Source organism: Shewanella spartinae (genome assembly GCF_019457555.1).
In the GTDB taxonomy this organism is placed as follows: Bacteria; Pseudomonadota; Gammaproteobacteria; order Enterobacterales; family Shewanellaceae; genus Shewanella; species Shewanella loihica.
This window is the reverse complement of sequence record NZ_CP080418.1, coordinates 2,830,016-2,847,361: the sequence shown is the minus strand read 5'-3', so window position 1 is coordinate 2,847,361 and position 17,346 is coordinate 2,830,016. Positions and strand designations below refer to the sequence as shown.

At 52.2% G+C, this 17,346-nt stretch carries 13 protein-coding genes; 4 read left to right on the top strand and 9 right to left on the bottom strand.

Features of this window, described 5'->3' with window-relative positions:
* Positions 1–46 precede the first annotated feature (46 nt).
* Entirely contained in the window at positions 47–976 is a 930-nt protein-coding gene (locus K0I31_RS12530; RefSeq protein WP_220078600.1) for a TIGR01777 family oxidoreductase, read from the bottom strand.
* Between the two features lie 96 nt (positions 977–1,072).
* On the bottom strand, positions 1,073–1,438 hold the full coding sequence (gene folX / locus K0I31_RS12525; protein WP_220078599.1) for a dihydroneopterin triphosphate 2'-epimerase: 366 nt from the start codon (positions 1,436–1,438) through the stop codon (positions 1,073–1,075).
* A 75-nt stretch (positions 1,439–1,513) separates the two neighbouring features.
* Between folX and K0I31_RS12520 the strand changes: the two genes are divergently transcribed.
* Together K0I31_RS12520 and K0I31_RS12515 are read left to right on the top strand one after the other, a co-directional pair.
* Positions 1,514–2,683 carry an AI-2E family transporter gene (locus K0I31_RS12520; protein ID WP_220078598.1) on the top strand — a complete coding sequence of 390 codons (1,170 nt, stop codon included), beginning with the start codon at positions 1,514–1,516 and terminating at the stop codon, positions 2,681–2,683.
* Between the two features lie 63 nt (positions 2,684–2,746).
* The gene (locus K0I31_RS12515) at positions 2,747–3,670 is read left to right on the top strand and encodes a class I SAM-dependent methyltransferase (protein WP_220078597.1); all 924 of its coding nucleotides are present in this window, start codon (positions 2,747–2,749) and stop codon (positions 3,668–3,670) included.
* A gap of 74 nt (positions 3,671–3,744) precedes the next feature.
* Here K0I31_RS12515 and K0I31_RS12510 read toward each other — a convergent pair whose 3' ends face one another.
* The 4 genes from K0I31_RS12510 to ackA all read right to left on the bottom strand — a co-directional run bounded on the left by K0I31_RS12510 (position 3,745) and on the right by ackA (position 8,890).
* Positions 3,745–3,969 carry a hypothetical protein gene (locus K0I31_RS12510; RefSeq protein WP_220078596.1) on the bottom strand — a complete coding sequence of 75 codons (225 nt, stop codon included), beginning with the start codon at positions 3,967–3,969 and terminating at the stop codon, positions 3,745–3,747.
* 730 nt (positions 3,970–4,699) lie between these two features.
* Entirely contained in the window at positions 4,700–5,131 is a 432-nt protein-coding gene (locus K0I31_RS12505) for a hypothetical protein (protein ID WP_011866192.1), read from the bottom strand.
* Positions 5,132–5,458: 327 nt separating this feature from the next.
* On the bottom strand, positions 5,459–7,597 hold the full coding sequence (gene pta / locus K0I31_RS12500) for a phosphate acetyltransferase (protein WP_011866191.1): 2,139 nt from the start codon (positions 7,595–7,597) through the stop codon (positions 5,459–5,461).
* Between the two features lie 96 nt (positions 7,598–7,693).
* Positions 7,694–8,890: an acetate kinase gene (gene ackA / locus K0I31_RS12495; protein ID WP_220078595.1), complete on the bottom strand. Its 1,197-nt coding sequence runs from the start codon at positions 8,888–8,890 to the stop codon at positions 7,694–7,696.
* Between the two features lie 195 nt (positions 8,891–9,085).
* On the opposite strand from ackA, the gene yfbV reads away from it, so the two are divergent.
* The gene (gene yfbV / locus K0I31_RS12490) at positions 9,086–9,529 is read left to right on the top strand and encodes a terminus macrodomain insulation protein YfbV (protein WP_011866189.1); all 444 of its coding nucleotides are present in this window, start codon (positions 9,086–9,088) and stop codon (positions 9,527–9,529) included.
* A 6-nt stretch (positions 9,530–9,535) separates the two neighbouring features.
* Here the strand turns inward: yfbV and pflA are convergent, their stop codons facing one another.
* The 3 genes from pflA to K0I31_RS12475 all read right to left on the bottom strand — a co-directional run bounded on the left by pflA (position 9,536) and on the right by K0I31_RS12475 (position 14,759).
* Positions 9,536–10,276 (bottom strand): pyruvate formate lyase 1-activating protein, encoded by a 741-nt coding sequence (gene pflA / locus K0I31_RS12485; RefSeq protein WP_220078594.1) that lies wholly within the window; start codon positions 10,274–10,276, stop codon positions 9,536–9,538.
* 103 nt (positions 10,277–10,379) lie between these two features.
* Positions 10,380–12,662: a formate C-acetyltransferase gene (pflB, locus tag K0I31_RS12480; RefSeq protein WP_220078593.1), complete on the bottom strand. Its 2,283-nt coding sequence runs from the start codon at positions 12,660–12,662 to the stop codon at positions 10,380–10,382.
* Positions 12,663–13,226: 564 nt separating this feature from the next.
* Positions 13,227–14,759, bottom strand: a complete 1,533-nt coding sequence (locus K0I31_RS12475) for a DUF3360 family protein (RefSeq protein ID WP_011866186.1) — start codon at positions 14,757–14,759, stop codon at positions 13,227–13,229.
* Between the two features lie 961 nt (positions 14,760–15,720).
* Between K0I31_RS12475 and focA the strand changes: the two genes are divergently transcribed.
* A complete protein-coding gene (gene focA, locus K0I31_RS12470; protein WP_220078592.1) occupies positions 15,721–17,247 on the top strand; it encodes a formate transporter FocA in 1,527 nt (508 codons plus the stop codon).
* The last annotated feature ends 99 nt before the right edge of the window (positions 17,248–17,346 follow it).

The following is a 17,346-nucleotide window of genomic DNA, read 5'->3' as shown; positions in this document are numbered from 1 at the left end:
GTTCAAGGCTCAAGGTTTAAGCCTTTTAGGCTCGAGGGGTAAGACTTTAGCTTGTGGAGGCGCCAAATAGATTTGTCAGAGCGTCATCCAGATGGGTGTAATGAAAACTAAAGCCCGCTTGGGTTAGCCGATCAGGGTAGACATATTGGCCTTCAAGTAATAGCTGGGACATCTCGCCAAGTGCTAGGCTTAGGACAGAGGCGGGCATGGGCAGCAGGGTGGGGCGGCTCAGTGCGGTGCCCAAAGAGTTGGTAAATTCGCGATTACTGACCGGGTTAGGGGCGGTGGCGTTATAGATCCCCTGGCACTGCTCGTTATTTAACAGAAACAGTATGATGGCGATAAGATCTTCTCTGTGGATCCAGCTCATCCCCTGTTTGCCAGAGCCCACCACGCCGCCAGCGCCCAGTTTAAAGGGCAGCAACATCTTCTTCAGTGCGCCGCCGTTTAAACCTAGCACCAGGCCAATACGAATCACACAGACCCGGGTCAGCCCTTGGCACTGCAGGGCTAACTCTTCCCACTTGGCGCAGACGCTATGGGGGAATTTCTCCTCTTTGCCTGTGTCTTTGAAGTGGGCGAGATCGAAACTCTCATCCAGGTGCACCTGCTTGTCATGATCGCCATAGATGCCGATGGCAGAGCCGCTGATGAAGACCTTAGGCGGCGTCTTGCTGGCCTCGAAGAGTTTGGCCAGACGCGCTGTGGTATCCCAACGACTGTCGCAGATCTTCTGCTTTACCTCCAGGCTCCAGCGCTTATCGGCAATGGGTTCACCTGCTAGGTTGATGACGGCATCGAAGCCGTCGAGATTGGCTAGGGCGCCAAGGTTACCCAGTAACTTGTGTTGGTTACCAAGGGTGAGGTGGGCCTTGCCGGCCGAGCGGGTGAGCAAGGTGAGTTGATGTTCGCCTTCCAAGGCCTTCACCAAGGCCTTGCCTATGAATCCGGTTCCGCCGGTGATCAAAATCCGCATGCCGACTCCAATTTTTTAGGGGATATCAAAAATATACACCATAGCGAGGGATTCGGATCACTTTTAGGTGGCAGGCGCTTAGGGAATGGGTGAGGCTTAGCCCTTCTTGTAGCAGAGCTGCATCGAGACCGAATCGGCAAATCTCAGGGCATGGGGCTTGTCTATCTCGACCGAGGCGAAATCGACCCATTCATGATCGCTGGCAATGCTTAATACCTGATCCGTGAGGTGTTCGAGCAGTGAGAAGCGATTGTTTTCAACTAAAGCAATGATTTTTTTCGTTATCGTGCGATAATTCAGGGCGTCTTGCATGTTGTCGCTGTTACGGGCCTTAGCGGCGCAGTAATGGATTTCTGCGTTGATGGTGACGTCCTGTTTGTTGTTGATCTCATCTTCCTTGATGCCAATGTAAGTGCGAAGACGAAGATTTTTAATTCGAATGATGGCGATTTCTGGTTTCATGATCGTAATTTTTCTTGTGTAAGATTTAAGTTAAGCCTATCAATATTATGGGTAATTCAGAAGGACTTTATTTAGATGACTCGATTTGATAATCAGGGGGTCGCGTTTAAAGGCTTTGCCATCATGGCGTTTATCGTCGTGATTCTGGCAGGGATAAAAGCCGCCAGCCCTATCGTGGTTCCCTTTGTGCTGTCGGCCTTTATTGCGGTGATCTGCAACCCGGCAATCAATGGCATGACCCGCCTTAAGCTGCCCCGCGCATTGGCGGTGGCCATCATGATGGTATTTATCGTGCTGATGGGGCTCTGGCTGGCCTCCTTGGTGGGGAGCTCAATCAACGAATTTTCCCGTCAGTTGCCCCTTTATAGGGATCAGCTGGTGGAGCAGTTTTCCTGGGTATTGACCAAGTTACAGGCGCTGAATATCGAGGTCTCCAAGGAGCAGATCTTGGCCTATTTCGACCCGGGTATTGCGCTGTCGATGACCACCAACATGTTGTCCAGTGTCGGTGGCGTGATGGCTAACCTGTTTCTGATCATTCTGACCGTAGTGTTTATGTTGTTTGAGGCTCAGGACTTACCCAAGAAGCTGCATTTCGCGCTGGACGATCCTGACATGCGCATCAAGCAGATAGACAAGTTCCTGCAGTCGGTTAACCAGTACATGGTGATCAAGACACTGGTGAGTGTGGGGACCGGCGTGGTGGTTGGAACAGGCCTGGCGCTGATGGGTGTCGATTATGCCTTGCTCTGGGCCGTTGTCGCCTTCCTGTTTAACTATATTCCCAACATAGGCTCTATCATCGCCGCGATTCCGCCTGTGCTACTGGCCTTTATTCAACTGGGCCCTGCGGGGGCGGGGGGCACGGCGCTGCTCTATCTGGCGACCAATACCGTGATGGGCAACATCGTCGAGCCCAAATATATGGGGCGCGGCCTGGGACTCTCGACCCTGGTGGTGTTCCTCTCCTTGATCTTCTGGGGCTGGCTCTTGGGCTCTGTGGGCATGTTGCTCTCTGTGCCGCTGACCATGATCGTCAAGATAGCGCTGGAGTCGAGTCAGAGTGGTGGTTGGCTGGCCATCTTACTGGCCGATCGCGTCGATGAGACCCTGGTTAACGCCGATGCACAGGTTAATGCCAAGGTACAGGTTAACGCTGAGGTACAGGTTAACGCCGATGCTCAGGTAAGTGGCAAGGCCAGCAAGCAAACAGACGCCAGCGAACAAGCCGACGCGGAAAAGTAGTTCATTATTCGATAATGCAAATAGCATTAGTTAAAGCATAAAGTAATAGGTAAATAGCGTTAGATGGAGTCATTTAAGCAAGCAATACAGCAGGTGCAATTCTCTGATGAGGCCGAGCGGCTGTTCCATGGCCGTGGTGGTCGTTATGAGGGCGCCGAGCATCTGTGTCTCGACTGGTTTCCCCCTGTGCTCCTGCTCACCAGTTTCAAAGAGATCGATGAGGCGGCGCTTGAGGAGTTGACTCAGGTGATTCAGGCGCGTTGGAGAGAAGAGCAGGGAGAGCAGGGCTTTAACCTCGTATTCCAGCACAGATGCGCTGGGCAGACCCAGACCCATCTGCTATATGGTGAGGTGCCCGAGCCACATCTGGTGAGTGAAAACGGGGCGCGTTTTCAGATCCATCTGCTGCGCGGGCAAAACCATGGCCTGTTTCTCGATATGCGCGCCGGGCGCGCCTGGGTAAAGGCTAATGCTGCCCAGGCCAATGTGCTCAACCTGTTTGCCTATACCTGCGGCTTCTCTGTGATGGCGCTGCAGGGCGGTGCGGATCAGGTGGTCAATATCGACATGAGCAAGGGGGCGTTAGCCATAGGCAAACAGAACCATCTGCTCAACGAGTTCCCCCATGGTGCACGCTTCCTAGGGCACGACATCTTCAAGTCTTGGGGCAAGCTAACCAAGATGGGGCCTTATGATCTCATCATCGCCGATCCGCCGAGTAATCAGCGGGGCAGCTTCGTGGCGACTAAGGATTATGCGCGCCTGCTGCGCCGTCTGCCTCAACTGTTGGCACCGCAAGGCGAAGTCCTGCTCTGTCTCAACGCGCCCGAGCTTGGTATCGATTTTCTTAAACAGCAGGTGGCAGAGCAGAGTCCGACGCTGGAGTTTGTCGAGCAGCTGGCTAATCCCGAGGTGTTTCTAGATAAAGATCCCGACAAGGCGTTGAAGGTGCTGCGCTATCGTCAGCGCCAAGCAGAATCAGAATAGGCTTTAAGGGCTAATGAGCCGCGCTCATGGCCAGATCTATTAAAGCCATGAGCCTCTAGTTTGTAGGGGGAGAGTTAGTAGCGGTAGAGTTCCTGAATCAAGGACTGACCGTGAGATTCGATGACCTGGGCTATCTGTTGGTGGTCCAGGTTTTTTAATGCCGAAATTTCGTTAAACAGTTTCTCTTGTACGTCAAAGGGCATGGACATCGAGTCCATGAATAGGTGGATAGATAAGGTGTCTCCCTGCATAAACAGGTCGGCTAGCCTTTGGGCCTCAAATTCGATCAGCGTGTTCATTGCATCACCTCACTCCTGCTTGCGCAAACGATTCGCTATTAATTAATTGATAGCAGTTCTCATTTGAGTCATTAGATCGTTTTATTGTAAAGAAAATGTTTTTTAGTTTTCGTAGCAGTAAAAAAATGAAAGACTTTCACCCTGATCATTGAATATTGACACTTTTAGGCATTTATTTGCTAAATGTGGCCACAATACTGAAAGTTTTCTGTAAGTCACACTTTTTTAGTGTTACACTAGCGCCCATGAGTTAGCAGATAGTTGCAGCTTATACCCAAGGCAAAATGCACCAATAAAAAAGCATGCCTGTACCCTACACAAAAATCTGGAGTCGTTATGGAAGCCCGTGAATACGAAAGCGCTTATTACCAAGTACAAGATGAAGTAATTGAGTCATTACCCGTTGAGATGGATGACGAAGCGTTTTTGGATTAAGGAAATATCCAAACTGAATTTTCACTTAGGTGCCGAGTCTAACTGGGTGCGTTAAGGTGAGAGTCTTCAGACATAAAGAGCAGCCCTAGGGCTGCTCTTTTTTGTGGTTGTGACGCTAATTGTTTTGCCGCTTTATGGGCGACACTATTGCCCGTGTGTAGGCTCGATCTCTAAGCTAGGTCTGTCTCTAAAGCTAGGCCTCCAAAGCTAGAACTCTGGCATCGGCCACTCCGGTTGAGACAAGAGGTTGTTGAGACCAGTGCTTGTTGAGATTAGGGCTTGAAGAGACTAGCGCTTAGTTGAGGTTGCCTTTCTCCGGCAAAATTTCCACTATCACCCAGCGTTTATTAACCTTGTGCAGGCGTATGGTGCGATCGTCTATCCAAGGTTGGCCGCCCTTGAGTCCCGTCATCTTGACGATCACCGTGACATCCTTGGTAAATTTGCGGAAGAAGTCGATATCTATCTCTTCGATCTCCAGGGTCACGTCGCGCATGGAAAGGTTTAACACGTGGCGCTGCACCGAGGCGGCGATATAGTAGTGCGACAGCACCTTCTGCATCGGCTCATCGACAAACTGCTTGGCCTTCTCGACATCTCTGTCGACATAGATAGCGCGAAAGAATCCTAATGAGACCTGCTCAGGTGTCATGACGCCCGACACGGTTTCCGAGTCTGGGCTGCAGGCCGTTAAGAATAAAATGAAGATAAAGAGTAATTTTTTCATAGGGTTTAATCGAAAGGCTTTGGCCTAGTATCGCGATTCTCTAAAGCCTTGGCAAGCGGGGCGCGTCAGTCAAAAGTACTTGACTCTTAGGAGCTGGGCTGGCATATCTGAATGAACAAATTGTTACGGTTATCCACAGAATCTGTGGACAAGTATGTTGAAGAGTCGATGCATAACTCTTAAGTGACTGAACTTAATTGGTAAATTTGTGTGGTCATTTTTTGATGCATTGTGCATCTCTGAATATTTTTTAATCTTGCCAAACCGTTTGAGTATAAAAAAAGCCTGTCTAGTGACAGGCTTTTTCGATCTTACGGCGAGTACAGATTAGTTCTGTGAGGCTTGAATCGCCGTTAGGGCGATGGTGTAGACGATGTCGTCGACCAGGGCACCACGAGACAGATCGTTAACCGGCTTGCGCATACCCTGCAGCATAGGGCCGATACTGATCAGGTCCGCACTACGCTGAACCGCCTTGTAGGTGGTGTTACCTGTGTTCAGATCTGGGAAGACGAACACGGTTGCCTGACCGGCCACAGGGCTGTTAGGCGCCTTAGACTGAGCCACGTTTGGCATCACGGCGGCGTCATATTGCAGTGGGCCGTCGATCACCAGCTCAGGGCGTTTCTCCTTGGCGATACGGGTTGCTTCACGCACCTTATCGACGTCTGAACCTGTGCCTGAGCTACCGGTTGAGTAGCTGATCATGGCAACCTTAGGCTCGATGCCGAAGGCGGCGGCGCTGTCGGCCGACTGAATGGCGATATCCGCCAGCTGCTCGGCGTTTGGATCTGGGTTAATGGCACAGTCACCATAAACCAGTACCTGATCCGGCATCAGCATGAAGAAGATAGAGGAAACCAGGCTAGAACCCGGCGCCGTCTTGATCAGCTGTAGTGGCGGACGTATGGTGTTGGCCGTGGTGTTTACCGCACCAGAGACGATACCGTCGACTTCACCCTGTGCCAGCATCATGGTGCCCAGTACCATGTTGTCTTCCAGCTGCTCACGGGCGACCACTTCTGTCATGCCTTTGTGGCGACGCAGTTCAACCATAGGCGCAACATAGCGCTCACGAGCGGTTTCAGGCTCGATGATTTCTACGCCTTCGCCCAGAGTTACCCCCTGTTGGCTGGCGATACGCTGGATCTCTTCAGGGTTACCAATCAGCACACAGCGGGCGATGCCACGTTCGGCGCAGATGGCGGCCGCTTCGATGGTTCTTGGTTCGTCACCCTCAGGCAGAACCACTGTCTTGGCCGCGGCGCGGGCAAGCTCGGTGAGCTTGTAGCGGAACGCTGGTGGCGACAGTCTGTGCTCACGCGGTGAGTTCATGGTGACGCTTTCTACCCAGCTTTGATCGATGTGGCTGGCAACATATTCCTGCACCTCTTCGATACGCACGGCATCATCCACAGGCACCTCATGGTCGAAGCGCTGGATGTTGAGCGAGGTCTGCCAGGTGTTGGTGTCGATCAAGAATACCGGTAGGCCTGTCTCGAAGGCTTGCTCACACAGGGCCATGATCTCAGGCTCTGGCTCGTAGCTACCTGTCAGCAGCAGTGCACCCACCTTAACGCCGTTCATCGCCGCCAGACAGGCAGAGACGATCACATCCGAGCGGTCGCCCGACGTAACTAGCAGAGAGTCTGTCTTGATGTGGGTAACCATGTTAGGAATACTGCGGGCGCAGAAGGTGACCTTGCGCAGACGACGGGTATTCATCTCACCGGCGTTGATGATGCGGGCACTCAAGTGCTTGGCCAAATCTGAGGCGCGTGGCGCGACCAGATTCAGGTTGTATGGCACGCTACCTAGGATACGCAGCTTGCTCTTGCCAGGAAGCTGGAACATGCTGGCGGCGTCTGGACGCTGTACATCCTGGTGATCGAACACTTCTGACAGATCCGGGCGGGCGCGGCCTTCATCGTCTACCGGGGCACCAATCTTATTGATGATGGCGCCGATGAGGCGTTTGTTCTTGCTGCCACCCCAGGCGTTATGGGCGATCTCGAGACGGTTCATCAAGGCGGTCGGGGTTTCGTTACCCGGCGCGGCGACGAAGATGATGTCAGCATCCAGTGCCTTGGCGATCTCATAGTTGATGTCGTCTGAGAAAGGGTGGTTGCGGGTCTGCACCAGACCTTCGACGATCAGGGTCTCGCTTGGATCGGCGCACTCGGTGGCGCGGGCAATGATCTGCTCCATCAGGACATCAGTCTGATCGGTGCGGATCAAGTGCTCGGCGTGAGCCATGTCGAAGGGCTCGAGCGGGTTTACCGTCGGCGACTTGCTAAGGATGGTGGTCGAACGCTCAGGACCCTTATCGGTTGGGCGCTGCTGGGCGATAGGCTTGAAGAATCTCACCTTTACCCCGTGGCGCTCCAGCGCGCGTACCATGCCTAGACTGATAGAAGTCAGGCCGACGCCGGTACCATTGGGGATGAGCATAATATTGCGAGACATAGTTACCTCTTATGCCCCGGCCAGACATACGGCCGGGTCTTGTCAAAATTGGTGGCGGCGCAAGGCGCCGCGATAGCATTTACTGCTGCGATAACATTACTTTAGCAGTGAAACGGCGTCTTCGGCGATCACCCACTCTTCGTTAGTTGGGATCACCATGGCAACTGGGCCATTATCTGTGGTGATCTGACCCTGGTTACCAAAGCGTGCCGCCTGGTTACGCGCTGGATCCACTTCGAAGTTGAAGATGGTGAGCAGGTTAAGCACCTTCTCACGGATAAGATCTGAGTTCTCACCGATACCACCAGTGAATACCAAGGCGTCCAGACGACCGAGCGGCACAGTGTAAGAGGCGATATATTTGGCCAGACGGTAGCAGAATATCTCAAGCGCCAGCGTCGCGCCCTTGTGGCCTTCGGCGTAGCCTTCTTCGATGCCGCGACAGTCGTTAGTCAGCTCAGAGATGCCCAGCAGACCGCTCTGCTTGTTCATCAGGTTGTTGACTTCATCTAAGGTGTAACCCAGACGATCTACCAGGTGGTAGATGATAGAGGGGTCGATGTCACCACAGCGGGTGCCCATGACCAAGCCTTCGAGTGGTGTCAGACCCATAGAGGTATCGACACTCTTACCGCCTTTAACCGCGGTGACAGACGCGCCATTACCTAGGTGGGCACAGATGACGTTGGTGTCGGCTAACTCTTTACCCAGCGCCTTGGCAGCTTCGCGGCTAACAAACAGGTGGCTGGTGCCATGCATGCCGTAGCGACGGATGCCGTGTTCGCGATAGAGCTTGTAGGGCAGGGCATACACGAAGGCGCGCTCTGGCATGGTTTGGTGGAAGGCGGTGTCAAACACAGCTACCTGTGGCAGGCCAGGGAAAGAGGCCTGGGCGGCGCGAATACCGATAAGGTGCGCAGGGTTATGTAGCGGTGCCAGAGCGGCACAATCTTCGATACCCGCGATCACGCTGTCATCGATCACCACCGAATGGGTAAACTTTTCACCACCGTGAACCACACGGTGACCGATTGCCTGGATCTGGGCGGCGACGTCAGGATACTGGCCCAGAATCTCTTTAACGATAAACTCGACCGCCTCGCGGTGGGCGGTGAAGGCCCCTAGCTTAGACTCGAATTTGTTGCCATCGACTTTCCACTTGATGCGTGAATCTTCCAGACCAAAGCACTCTGCTAGACCTGAGATCTGGTCGTCACCCGTAAGCGCGTCGATAATGGCGAACTTCAGTGATGAGCTGCCGCAGTTTAGTACCAAAACCAGTTTGTTAGACATGTTTAAAACCTTTTGCAAAGTGAGTGAATGACTGGCATTCACCAAAATTAAATGACCACAAAGCCTAGGGCCGGTGTCGCTTTAAATTCTCGTTCCTGAGATTAAGATTCGGTCTCTGCCAAGGCGATGCCGCTTGGGGCTGACGCTCGCCTTGTGCTATGGTAAAGACAGTCTCTTAAGTGTTAGGTGTCATCATTGACTGTTCAAGTGTTAAAAACCTTAGGGGTCGGTCGTCGCTATATGAAGACCTGGCCTATGGTTAGACAACTTAGTTTTTATTTTCCAGAGTATCGCGTGATCCGCGCGACGGCTCTGGCGATTCGCTTGATGCCGCTGCTGGCCCTGCTGGCCGGTGGCAGTCAACTCTATCTGTATGGCTGGGCCTGGTTACCTCAGGCTATCACCATCGCCTTATTCTTTATCAGCTTGCCTATTCAAGGCTTGCTCTGGCTCGGTTGGCGCGCCAAGCATCCGCTGCCACTTTCTCTGCTGGATTGGGGCAATAATTTGTCCGCCAAGCTCCAGGGGATGGGGGTGGCTTGTCCCCCGCTAGGTGCTAGTGCCTGTTATCTGGACATGGCGGTCATCTTGAAGATGGCCTTCGAGCGTCTCGATAAGCACTACTGGGAAGCGCTCTAACCTTTGTTAGTACACGGCAGTTATGCCGGCTTCCACAAACACCTGTTTAATCTGTTCCATGGTTTCGCGCGACGGGGGAGAGATATCCTTGAGGGTGTACTCTTCGCCCATGGCTTCCCATTTGTGTTTTCCTAGCTCGTGGTAGGGCAATAGCTCTACCTTCTCCACGTTGGTCATAGGTTTAATAAATTCTGCCAAGCCCTTTGCCGAAGCAAGATCATCGGTATAGCCGCCCACGACCACATAGCGTATCCACACTTTTTGTTGGCGTTTTTGGAGATACTGGGCAAATTGCAGCGTGCGATGATTGCTGACATGGGTTAAGGCGATGTGTTGGTCGTCATCGATATGTTTGATATCGAGCAGCACCAAGTCTGTGTTATCGAGAAGTTCATCGATAACTGGGGTGTATTTACGTACGAAGCCGTTGGTGTCTAGGCAGGTATGTATCCCTTGCGCTTTGCAGGCCTTGAACAGGGCTGCGACAAATTCGGCTTGCAGTATGGCTTCGCCGCCACTGGCGGTTACACCTCCGCCGCTGGACTCGAGAAAAGGTCGATAGCTGATGATCTGTTCCATCAGCTCGTCGACCTCAATTTCACGTCCACCGTGAAGATCCCAGGTATCACGATTATGGCAGTATTGGCAGCGCATCAAACAGCCTTGCATAAAGGTGATAAACCGAATGCCGGGACCGTCAACTGTGCCAAAGGATTCCAGTGAGTGAATCCGCCCTTTTACTGTCATTGTGACTCCGAAAACTTCAATTAAAGTAGGCTGTGCTAAATTAGTGCACAGCCTAGCTTATATTCACCAAAAATCTAGCGTTTGACCGCTCGATTGACGGAAATTACATCCCTTTGGTGAAAGTACGTGTAATGACGTCCTGTTGCTGCTCTGGTGTCAGTGCGTTGAAGCGCACGGCGTAACCAGATACACGGATAGTCAGCTGTGGATACTTGTCTGGGTTAACCACTGCATCTTCCAGCATTTCGCGGTTCATCACGTTCACGTTCAGGTGTTGACCACCTTCGCGGGTCTCGTTGTGAGCGAAGTAACCATCCATCAGCGCAGCCAGGTTAGCGCGGCGGCCGTCGTCATCTTTACCCAGGGCATTTGGCACGATAGAGAAGGTATAAGAGATACCGTCCTGTGCGTGAGCAAATGGTAGCTTGGCAACCGAAGTCAGTGAGGCGATAGCGCCTTTCTCGTCGCGGCCGTGCATTGGGTTTGCACCCGGTGCAAATGGCGCGCCGGCTGGACGACCGTCTGGTGTCGTACCTGTCTTCTTACCATAAACCACGTTTGAGGTGATGGTGAGGATAGACTGAGTCGGGATCGCGTTACGGTACATCTTCTTGTGACGGATCTTAGCCATGAAGCGCTCAACCAGCTCGGTGGCCAGGTCATCGACGCGTGCATCGTTGTTACCAAACTTAGGATATTCACCCTCGATGTCGAAATCGACGGCGATGCCGTTTTCGTCACGAATTGGCTTAACCTTGGCAAACTTGATGGCAGACAGTGAGTCGGCAGCAATAGACAGACCGGCGATACCACAAGCCATGGTGCGACGTACGTCTCTGTCATGTAGCGCCATCAGGGCCGCTTCGTAAGAGTACTTGTCGTGCATGTAGTGAATAGCGTTCAGCGCAGACACATATTGGGTGGCTAGCCACTCCATCATGGTGTCCAGGCGGCCCATCACATCGTCAAAGTCCAGGACTTCATCTTTGATTGGCTCAAACTTAGGACCTATCTGAGTCTTAAGCTTCTCATCCACACCGCCGTTGATGGCGTAAAGCATGGTCTTGGCCAGGTTGGCGCGGGCGCCGAAGAACTGCATGTGTTTACCAACAACCATAGGGCTCACACAACAGGCGATAGCGTAGTCGTCAGAGTCGAAATCTGGACGCATCAGGTCATCGTTTTCGTACTGAATAGAGCTGGTGTCGATAGAGACCTTAGCGCAGTACTTCTTGAAGTTCAGCGGCAGCTTCTCTGACCAAAGCACTGTGATGTTTGGCTCAGGGCTTGGACCCATGTTGTACAGTGTGTGCAGGAAGCGGAAGCTAGACTTAGTCACCAGAGTACGGCCATCAAGACCCATACCCGCGATAGACTCTGTGGCCCAGATTGGGTCGCCAGAGAATAGCTCGTCGTACTCAGGAGTACGTAGGAAGCGCACCATACGTAGCTTCATCACGAAATGGTCAACCATCTCCTGGGCTTGCTGCTCGGTCAACACGCCATTATTGATGTCGCGCTCGATGTAGATATCTAGGAAGCTAGAGGTACGGCCTAGAGACATAGCTGCACCGTTTTGGCTCTTCACTGCGGCCAGGTAGCCGAAGTAGGTCCACTGAATCGCTTCTTTAGCGTTGGTTGCAGGACCTGAGATGTCACAGCCGTAGCTGGCAGCCATCTGCTTCATTTGACCCAGGGCTTTGTGCTGCTCGGCGATCTCTTCGCGTAGCTGCATGGTGGCAGAAAGATCTTCACCCGCTTCAAACTGTGTCTGCAGTGAGCTGAACTGGGCAAATTTTTCCTGCATCAGGTAATCGATACCGTACAAGGCGATACGACGGTAATCACCAATGATACGACCACGGCCGTAAGCATCTGGCAGACCTGTCAGTACGCCAGACTTACGGCAGCGCATGATCTCAGGGGTGTAGATGTCGAACACGCCTTGGTTGTGGGTCTTGCGGAGTTCCGAGTAGACATACTTGATGTTTGGATCCAGTTCGCGACCATAGGCAGCGCATGAACCTTCGACCATGCGGATACCGCCATTGGGTAACATGGCACGCTTAAGTGGCGCGTCTGTTTGTAGACCGACAATGGTTTCAAGATCTTGGTCGATGTAACCTGCTGCATGAGAGGTAATGGTAGAGACTTTGTCGGTATCGAAATCAACCGGCGCGTGGGTGCGGTTTTCCTGTTTGATACCTTCCATCACTTTGTCCCAAAGCGCACTGGTCGCTTCGGTGGCGCCGGCTAGGAAAGATTCGTCTCCTTCATAGGGCTTGTAGTTCTTTTGAATAAAGTCGCGTACATTTACTTCAGACTTCCAATCACCAGGAGTAAAACCTTCCCACGCTTTGGTGAACAGCTCAGTTTTTTCGGTCATCGTACTAATACCTTCTGTTTGAGATAAAGGTTATTGGTTATCGAGAGGCTGTCACTGCAGACGTTGCGATACACCAATAGCTATTCTTCGCAGCTCCCTTCAATGTATTACCCGGATGATGGGAACTGAATTATCGAACCGGTAAACCGTGTCGATTTGAATCTGTTTTACGCGATATCCGAAGCCGTTTGACACTCACTGTCTAAATCGATTCGGTTATCGTTAAATTGGTAAGACCAATTAACCATAATGATAGTACCATATCTCCCTAGACGCTGCATCTGAATCGGTCCGCTTTTGCCCGAGTTAATGCCAAAATTGCTATCGGGTTATCATTTTTGGCGCAAAATTTCGTTTGCATCTCACCTAAGAGTCGGTTATTTGCGCGAGGTGGTTCACACCTTTGTATGACTGCCAATGACATCGAGGATAAGGGCGATTCCCTGGCGTTATGAGCGCCATGCCCATAGGGCATATTGATGCCTGTTATCAGCAAGTTTGATGTAAGTATAGGGGAGATAAAAATGAAGAGGGCCTAAGCCCTCTTCGTTGTCGTTTGCGCGATTAAAGTAGCGCCGGGATCCCTTGAATCATTCCCACCGCGAGCATGGCGGCGAGACAGATAACAAAGGCCAGACCCGGAATGATCAGCCTGTCGGCTAGGCTCAGGCTAGCGGCACGTTCTTTATCACCAATCAGGCCGTTATTGTCTAACAGCATGGTGAGTGCCCAGGCCAGCACAGGGTTGGCGACGAATGATGCGAAGATACAGATCCCCGCCGCCTGGCTGCTTTGGGTGTCTTTCACCATCTGCATGCCGGCTTCCAGTAGTGGCAGGAATACGCCAACCAGCAGCGCGATTGACATTACTGGACGCCATACGGTGACATCCATTGGGTAACCCAGTACCGCGACTATGATACACAGGCTGCCCAGCAAGATGGCGCCGGCAGGAATAGGACGCTTAGCGATCGCCGCCGGGATCATGTAGGTACCCCATGAAGAGGTGATGTTACCGCCACCCACAGCCGTACCAACTATTTGACGTAGCGAGCAGGTGGTCATGGTGTCATCCACATCCATCAGCACTTTCTCTGTGCCTTTCGGGTAGTTCAGTTCCTGGAAAATACGGTGACCTAGGAAGTCTGGTGACCACATGGCAACCGCCAAGATGGCGAAAGGCAGTGATGCGATGAAGTGTTCGAAGTTAGGTAAGCCTAGCTGCCAGCCGTGTTCGGTAGAGCCCCACCAGTACACTGGGTTCAGGTTAGGGATGCCTGGTGCGGTAACAAATTGCAGATCTAAGCCGGCGCCGAGGGCGAAGGCCAGCGCAATTGCCGCGATTGAACAAAGCGGAATAGCCAGCCAGCGTTTACCCACCTTGGCCAGATAGGCGTACAGGACGACGTTCACCAAGAGGATGAAGAAGGCCACATAACCCAGGCTATAGTCCAGGGCGTGCTTGGCCTGCAGGCCGCCGGCCCAGTCAAACAGCGAAGTGATCTGACTCTTGGCGCCCATGAAACCCAGGAACACTAAGAGTCCCCCAGCGACGCCGCTGGAGGTGAGGTTTACCAACCTGGAGCCACCTTTAAAGTAACTGAGCAGCAGACCAAAAATACCCAGAAGGATCGCAAGCGCTAACGGGTGTGCACCAGCTAAGGCGATGGTACCGATAAGCGGGATCATGGGGCCGTGGTTGCCGCCAAGGTTAGCGCGAGGGTTGATAAAGCCGGAACTGATGATACAGAAGAGCAGGGCGGGGATGAGCATTTCGACGCGAACCACCTGAATGGCGAATTCGGCGCCCAGGTTGATGTGTTCCCAGCGCTCACTCAGGCCCGAAGCCCAGGCGGCCATTACGGCGGAATACATTACCGTGATGCCGATAGTACCAGCGATGGCGGGTACTAAGTCTTCCCACTCGAAGCGGAAGTCGCGTCCCGGAAGGTTGAGGCCCCAACGTCTGGGCTTCATGATCTGTAATTCGTGGTCTAAATATTCTTCACGAGTGGCAAACTCGCTGGCAGGACGGTGAAGCGCCTTGTAAGTCAGCTCAGAGGCTTCCATCTCTTCTTTTTTGACTGTTTCTGACATAATTTCTCATTCTCCGAAAAGAACTTATTGACTCATCAATTCGATGAAGACTTAGAGGTAATCCTTGCAAGTCAGCGAGTGTCGTTTGTTGAAAAACCCCCAGGTGCCACTCGAGTAACTTGTCCGCCCCCTAGAATGGATAAAACACCCTAAATCCGGCGAGCAGTTGCATCCCTAACGCTGTTTGAAATTGGTCTGACCAATTTACCTCATAAATCTTAACATAGTGAATTTCACCTGACATTAACTATCAATAAACTTGAAACTGGTGATTAGATGATTTGGGAGCTAGTTAACATCTTGTATCGCCATTTCAGATCAATTTTTACATTAGGCATATATATTGCGTTTGGATATGGATCGCGCCTTTTGTCACTTTTGGGAGCCACTCCCCCCATTCTCAGCAAATTAGAGATGCCTCGCACGGCTCACAATTTTGGGTTGGGTCAGCTTCACAAAAGGGCTGTACGATGTGCGCGATACCTCACAAATGCTTGTCTGGGCTTGCCGCTTCGTCTCCTGCGCGCCCACACAAAGGAATCGTCAGGGATGTTAATCAAGATGCCTTATAGCTTAGGCAATAGGTGGTTAGTTGCCAGTTTGCCCTGGTGAGCCGCACGCCTTTACACCTCATGGGCGCTTTTATCTCTATTTTCCTAAGTAACATTTGTTTTCTTATAACCTATTGTATTTAATCGCTTTAAAGGTTATTTGTTGCTGACTTAACAACTTGCTTACCTCCAGGTTTGGTTATCAAATTTACTGATTGTCTCATTCATTATTATCAAATTTTATTCCCTCCTTTTAATGGCTAATCTCGGCATCAGAGAGTGAGGCAATAGGCTAACTCTTTGTAAAAACATTTATTAATTAATCGCCGTCTTTCGGGACTTGGCACTTGCGGAGATGATGTTAATGAAATTTCACCCCTGTTTTACGCTCGGCTGGAGATGGACGCGCCATGACGATACCTAATCTAGTGCCACTTGCAGCCAGGCGGGTCGAGCCAGCGCCTTCGATCGAGCCTAGCCTGTGTCAACGCGCCGCGACTTATGGTCAGGAGAAGGTGACTAAGCAGGCGATGCAGTCTATCGGTCAGGCGATGTTTGCCGGCGCCTTTATTGCGCTCGCCTTCGTGTTTTATCTCACCGTTACCACGGGGGCATCTGGCGATTGGGGCATGGTGCGGCTCGTTGGCGGCCTGGCCTTTAGCTTGGGGCTGATGTTGGTGGTGATCTGTGGTGGCGAGCTGTTTACCAGTAGCGTGCTGAGCAGCGTCGCCTGGGCGCAGAAGCGTGTCAGCACGCGGGAGCTGCTGGCCTGTTGGGGACGCGTCTATCTGGGTAACTTTTGCGGTGCCATGTTTATGCTGGCATTGATCCTCAGTGCCAAGATGTATCTGTTAGACGGTGGACTCTGGGGCCTCAACGCCCTGAAGGTCGCCCAACATAAGCTGCACCACTCCTGGGGCCAGGCGTTCGCCCTGGGCATCCTATGCAACATGCTGGTTTGTTTGGGGGTTTGGATGACCTTCGCCAGTAAGGAGGCGCTGACTAAGGCCATCTTGTTGATGCTACCCGTGGCGATGTTTGTCAGCAGCGGCTTCGAGCACAGCATAGCCAATCTCTTTATGGTGCCGCTGGGGATCGCCATTAAGCAGTTGGCCATCTGGGACTGGTATCAGATCCCCGGATTTACCGCCGAGCAATTTAGTGATCTGACGCTGCTGCATTTTCTGACCAATAACCTTATCCCTGTGACCGCGGGCAATATCGTCGGCGGTGGCCTAGTGGTGGGGCTGGGTTACTGGTGGATAGATTCAAGTAAGGCACATGATGGCCCACTCGCTCAGGTGACATCTATGGCGGTGCATCTCGAGCCTGTGTTAAGCCGCAGTGATCAGAGTAACAGACAGGACAACGGCAGCGAGCTCGCTGCAAATTCAATCTCAATATTATCTAGTAAAGTTTGTAGGGGAGAGACCCAAATGCCTAAATCGATTCAAAAATTAAATGTCAGCGCGCTGATGGAGCAGACACCTTTTACCCTAGCGCCTGAGCTCTCTGTGTATGAGGGGCTTAAGCAGCTCAACGAGAAGCAGCTGCGCGGCGCACCTGTGGTTGATGCTAAGCAACGTCTGCTGGGGTTTGTCTCTCAGCAAGATCTGTTGCGCAGCCTATGGTCAGAAGAGTTTGTCCGTGGCATTAGCTACAAGGTGGCCGATCTGATGCAGACCAGGGTGCTGACGGTAACCGCAGATGATGCGGTGGCCGATCTTATCGAGGTGATGGTGGTAGATCGTGACAAGCTGTTTCCCGTGAGTGACATGGGCGTTTTGACCGGCCATACCTATGCCAGTTACGAGGAGCGACTGCGTCATGCTAGCGCCAGTAAGCCCAGCTGTTTTCCAGTGGTCAGTGAAGGCAAGTTAGTCGGGGTGATTAACCGAGAGGCCATCGTAGCTAAGGTATGCGCCATCTACGAATAGTGGCTAAGACCTGCTGCAAACAACAAAAAAGGGGCGAATGCCCCTTTTTAATGTCTACTGAATTGCTAGCTCAATTGTCTGTTTGATTTGCAGTTCAAT

What these genes read in the sequence shown, in the direction of transcription:
- pflB (WP_220078593.1), bottom strand. Translation starts at nt 12,662, where the DNA reads ATGACCGAAAAAACTGAGCTGTTCACCAAAGCGTGGGAAGGTTTTACT.
- pta (WP_011866191.1), bottom strand. Translation starts at nt 7,597, where the DNA reads ATGTCTCGCAATATTATGCTCATCCCCAATGGTACCGGCGTCGGCCTG.
- ackA (WP_220078595.1), bottom strand. Translation starts at nt 8,890, where the DNA reads ATGTCTAACAAACTGGTTTTGGTACTAAACTGCGGCAGCTCATCACTG.
- K0I31_RS12505 (WP_011866192.1), bottom strand. Translation starts at nt 5,131, where the DNA reads ATGAAAAAATTACTCTTTATCTTCATTTTATTCTTAACGGCCTGCAGC.
- K0I31_RS12520 (WP_220078598.1), top strand. Translation starts at nt 1,514, where the DNA reads ATGACTCGATTTGATAATCAGGGGGTCGCGTTTAAAGGCTTTGCCATC.
- K0I31_RS12515 (WP_220078597.1), top strand. Translation starts at nt 2,747, where the DNA reads ATGGAGTCATTTAAGCAAGCAATACAGCAGGTGCAATTCTCTGATGAG.
- focA (WP_220078592.1), top strand. Translation starts at nt 15,721, where the DNA reads ATGACGATACCTAATCTAGTGCCACTTGCAGCCAGGCGGGTCGAGCCA.
- pflA (WP_220078594.1), bottom strand. Translation starts at nt 10,276, where the DNA reads ATGACAGTAAAAGGGCGGATTCACTCACTGGAATCCTTTGGCACAGTT.
- K0I31_RS12475 (WP_011866186.1), bottom strand. Translation starts at nt 14,759, where the DNA reads ATGTCAGAAACAGTCAAAAAAGAAGAGATGGAAGCCTCTGAGCTGACT.
- K0I31_RS12510 (WP_220078596.1), bottom strand. Translation starts at nt 3,969, where the DNA reads ATGAACACGCTGATCGAATTTGAGGCCCAAAGGCTAGCCGACCTGTTT.
- K0I31_RS12530 (WP_220078600.1), bottom strand. Translation starts at nt 976, where the DNA reads ATGCGGATTTTGATCACCGGCGGAACCGGATTCATAGGCAAGGCCTTG.
- folX (WP_220078599.1), bottom strand. Translation starts at nt 1,438, where the DNA reads ATGAAACCAGAAATCGCCATCATTCGAATTAAAAATCTTCGTCTTCGC.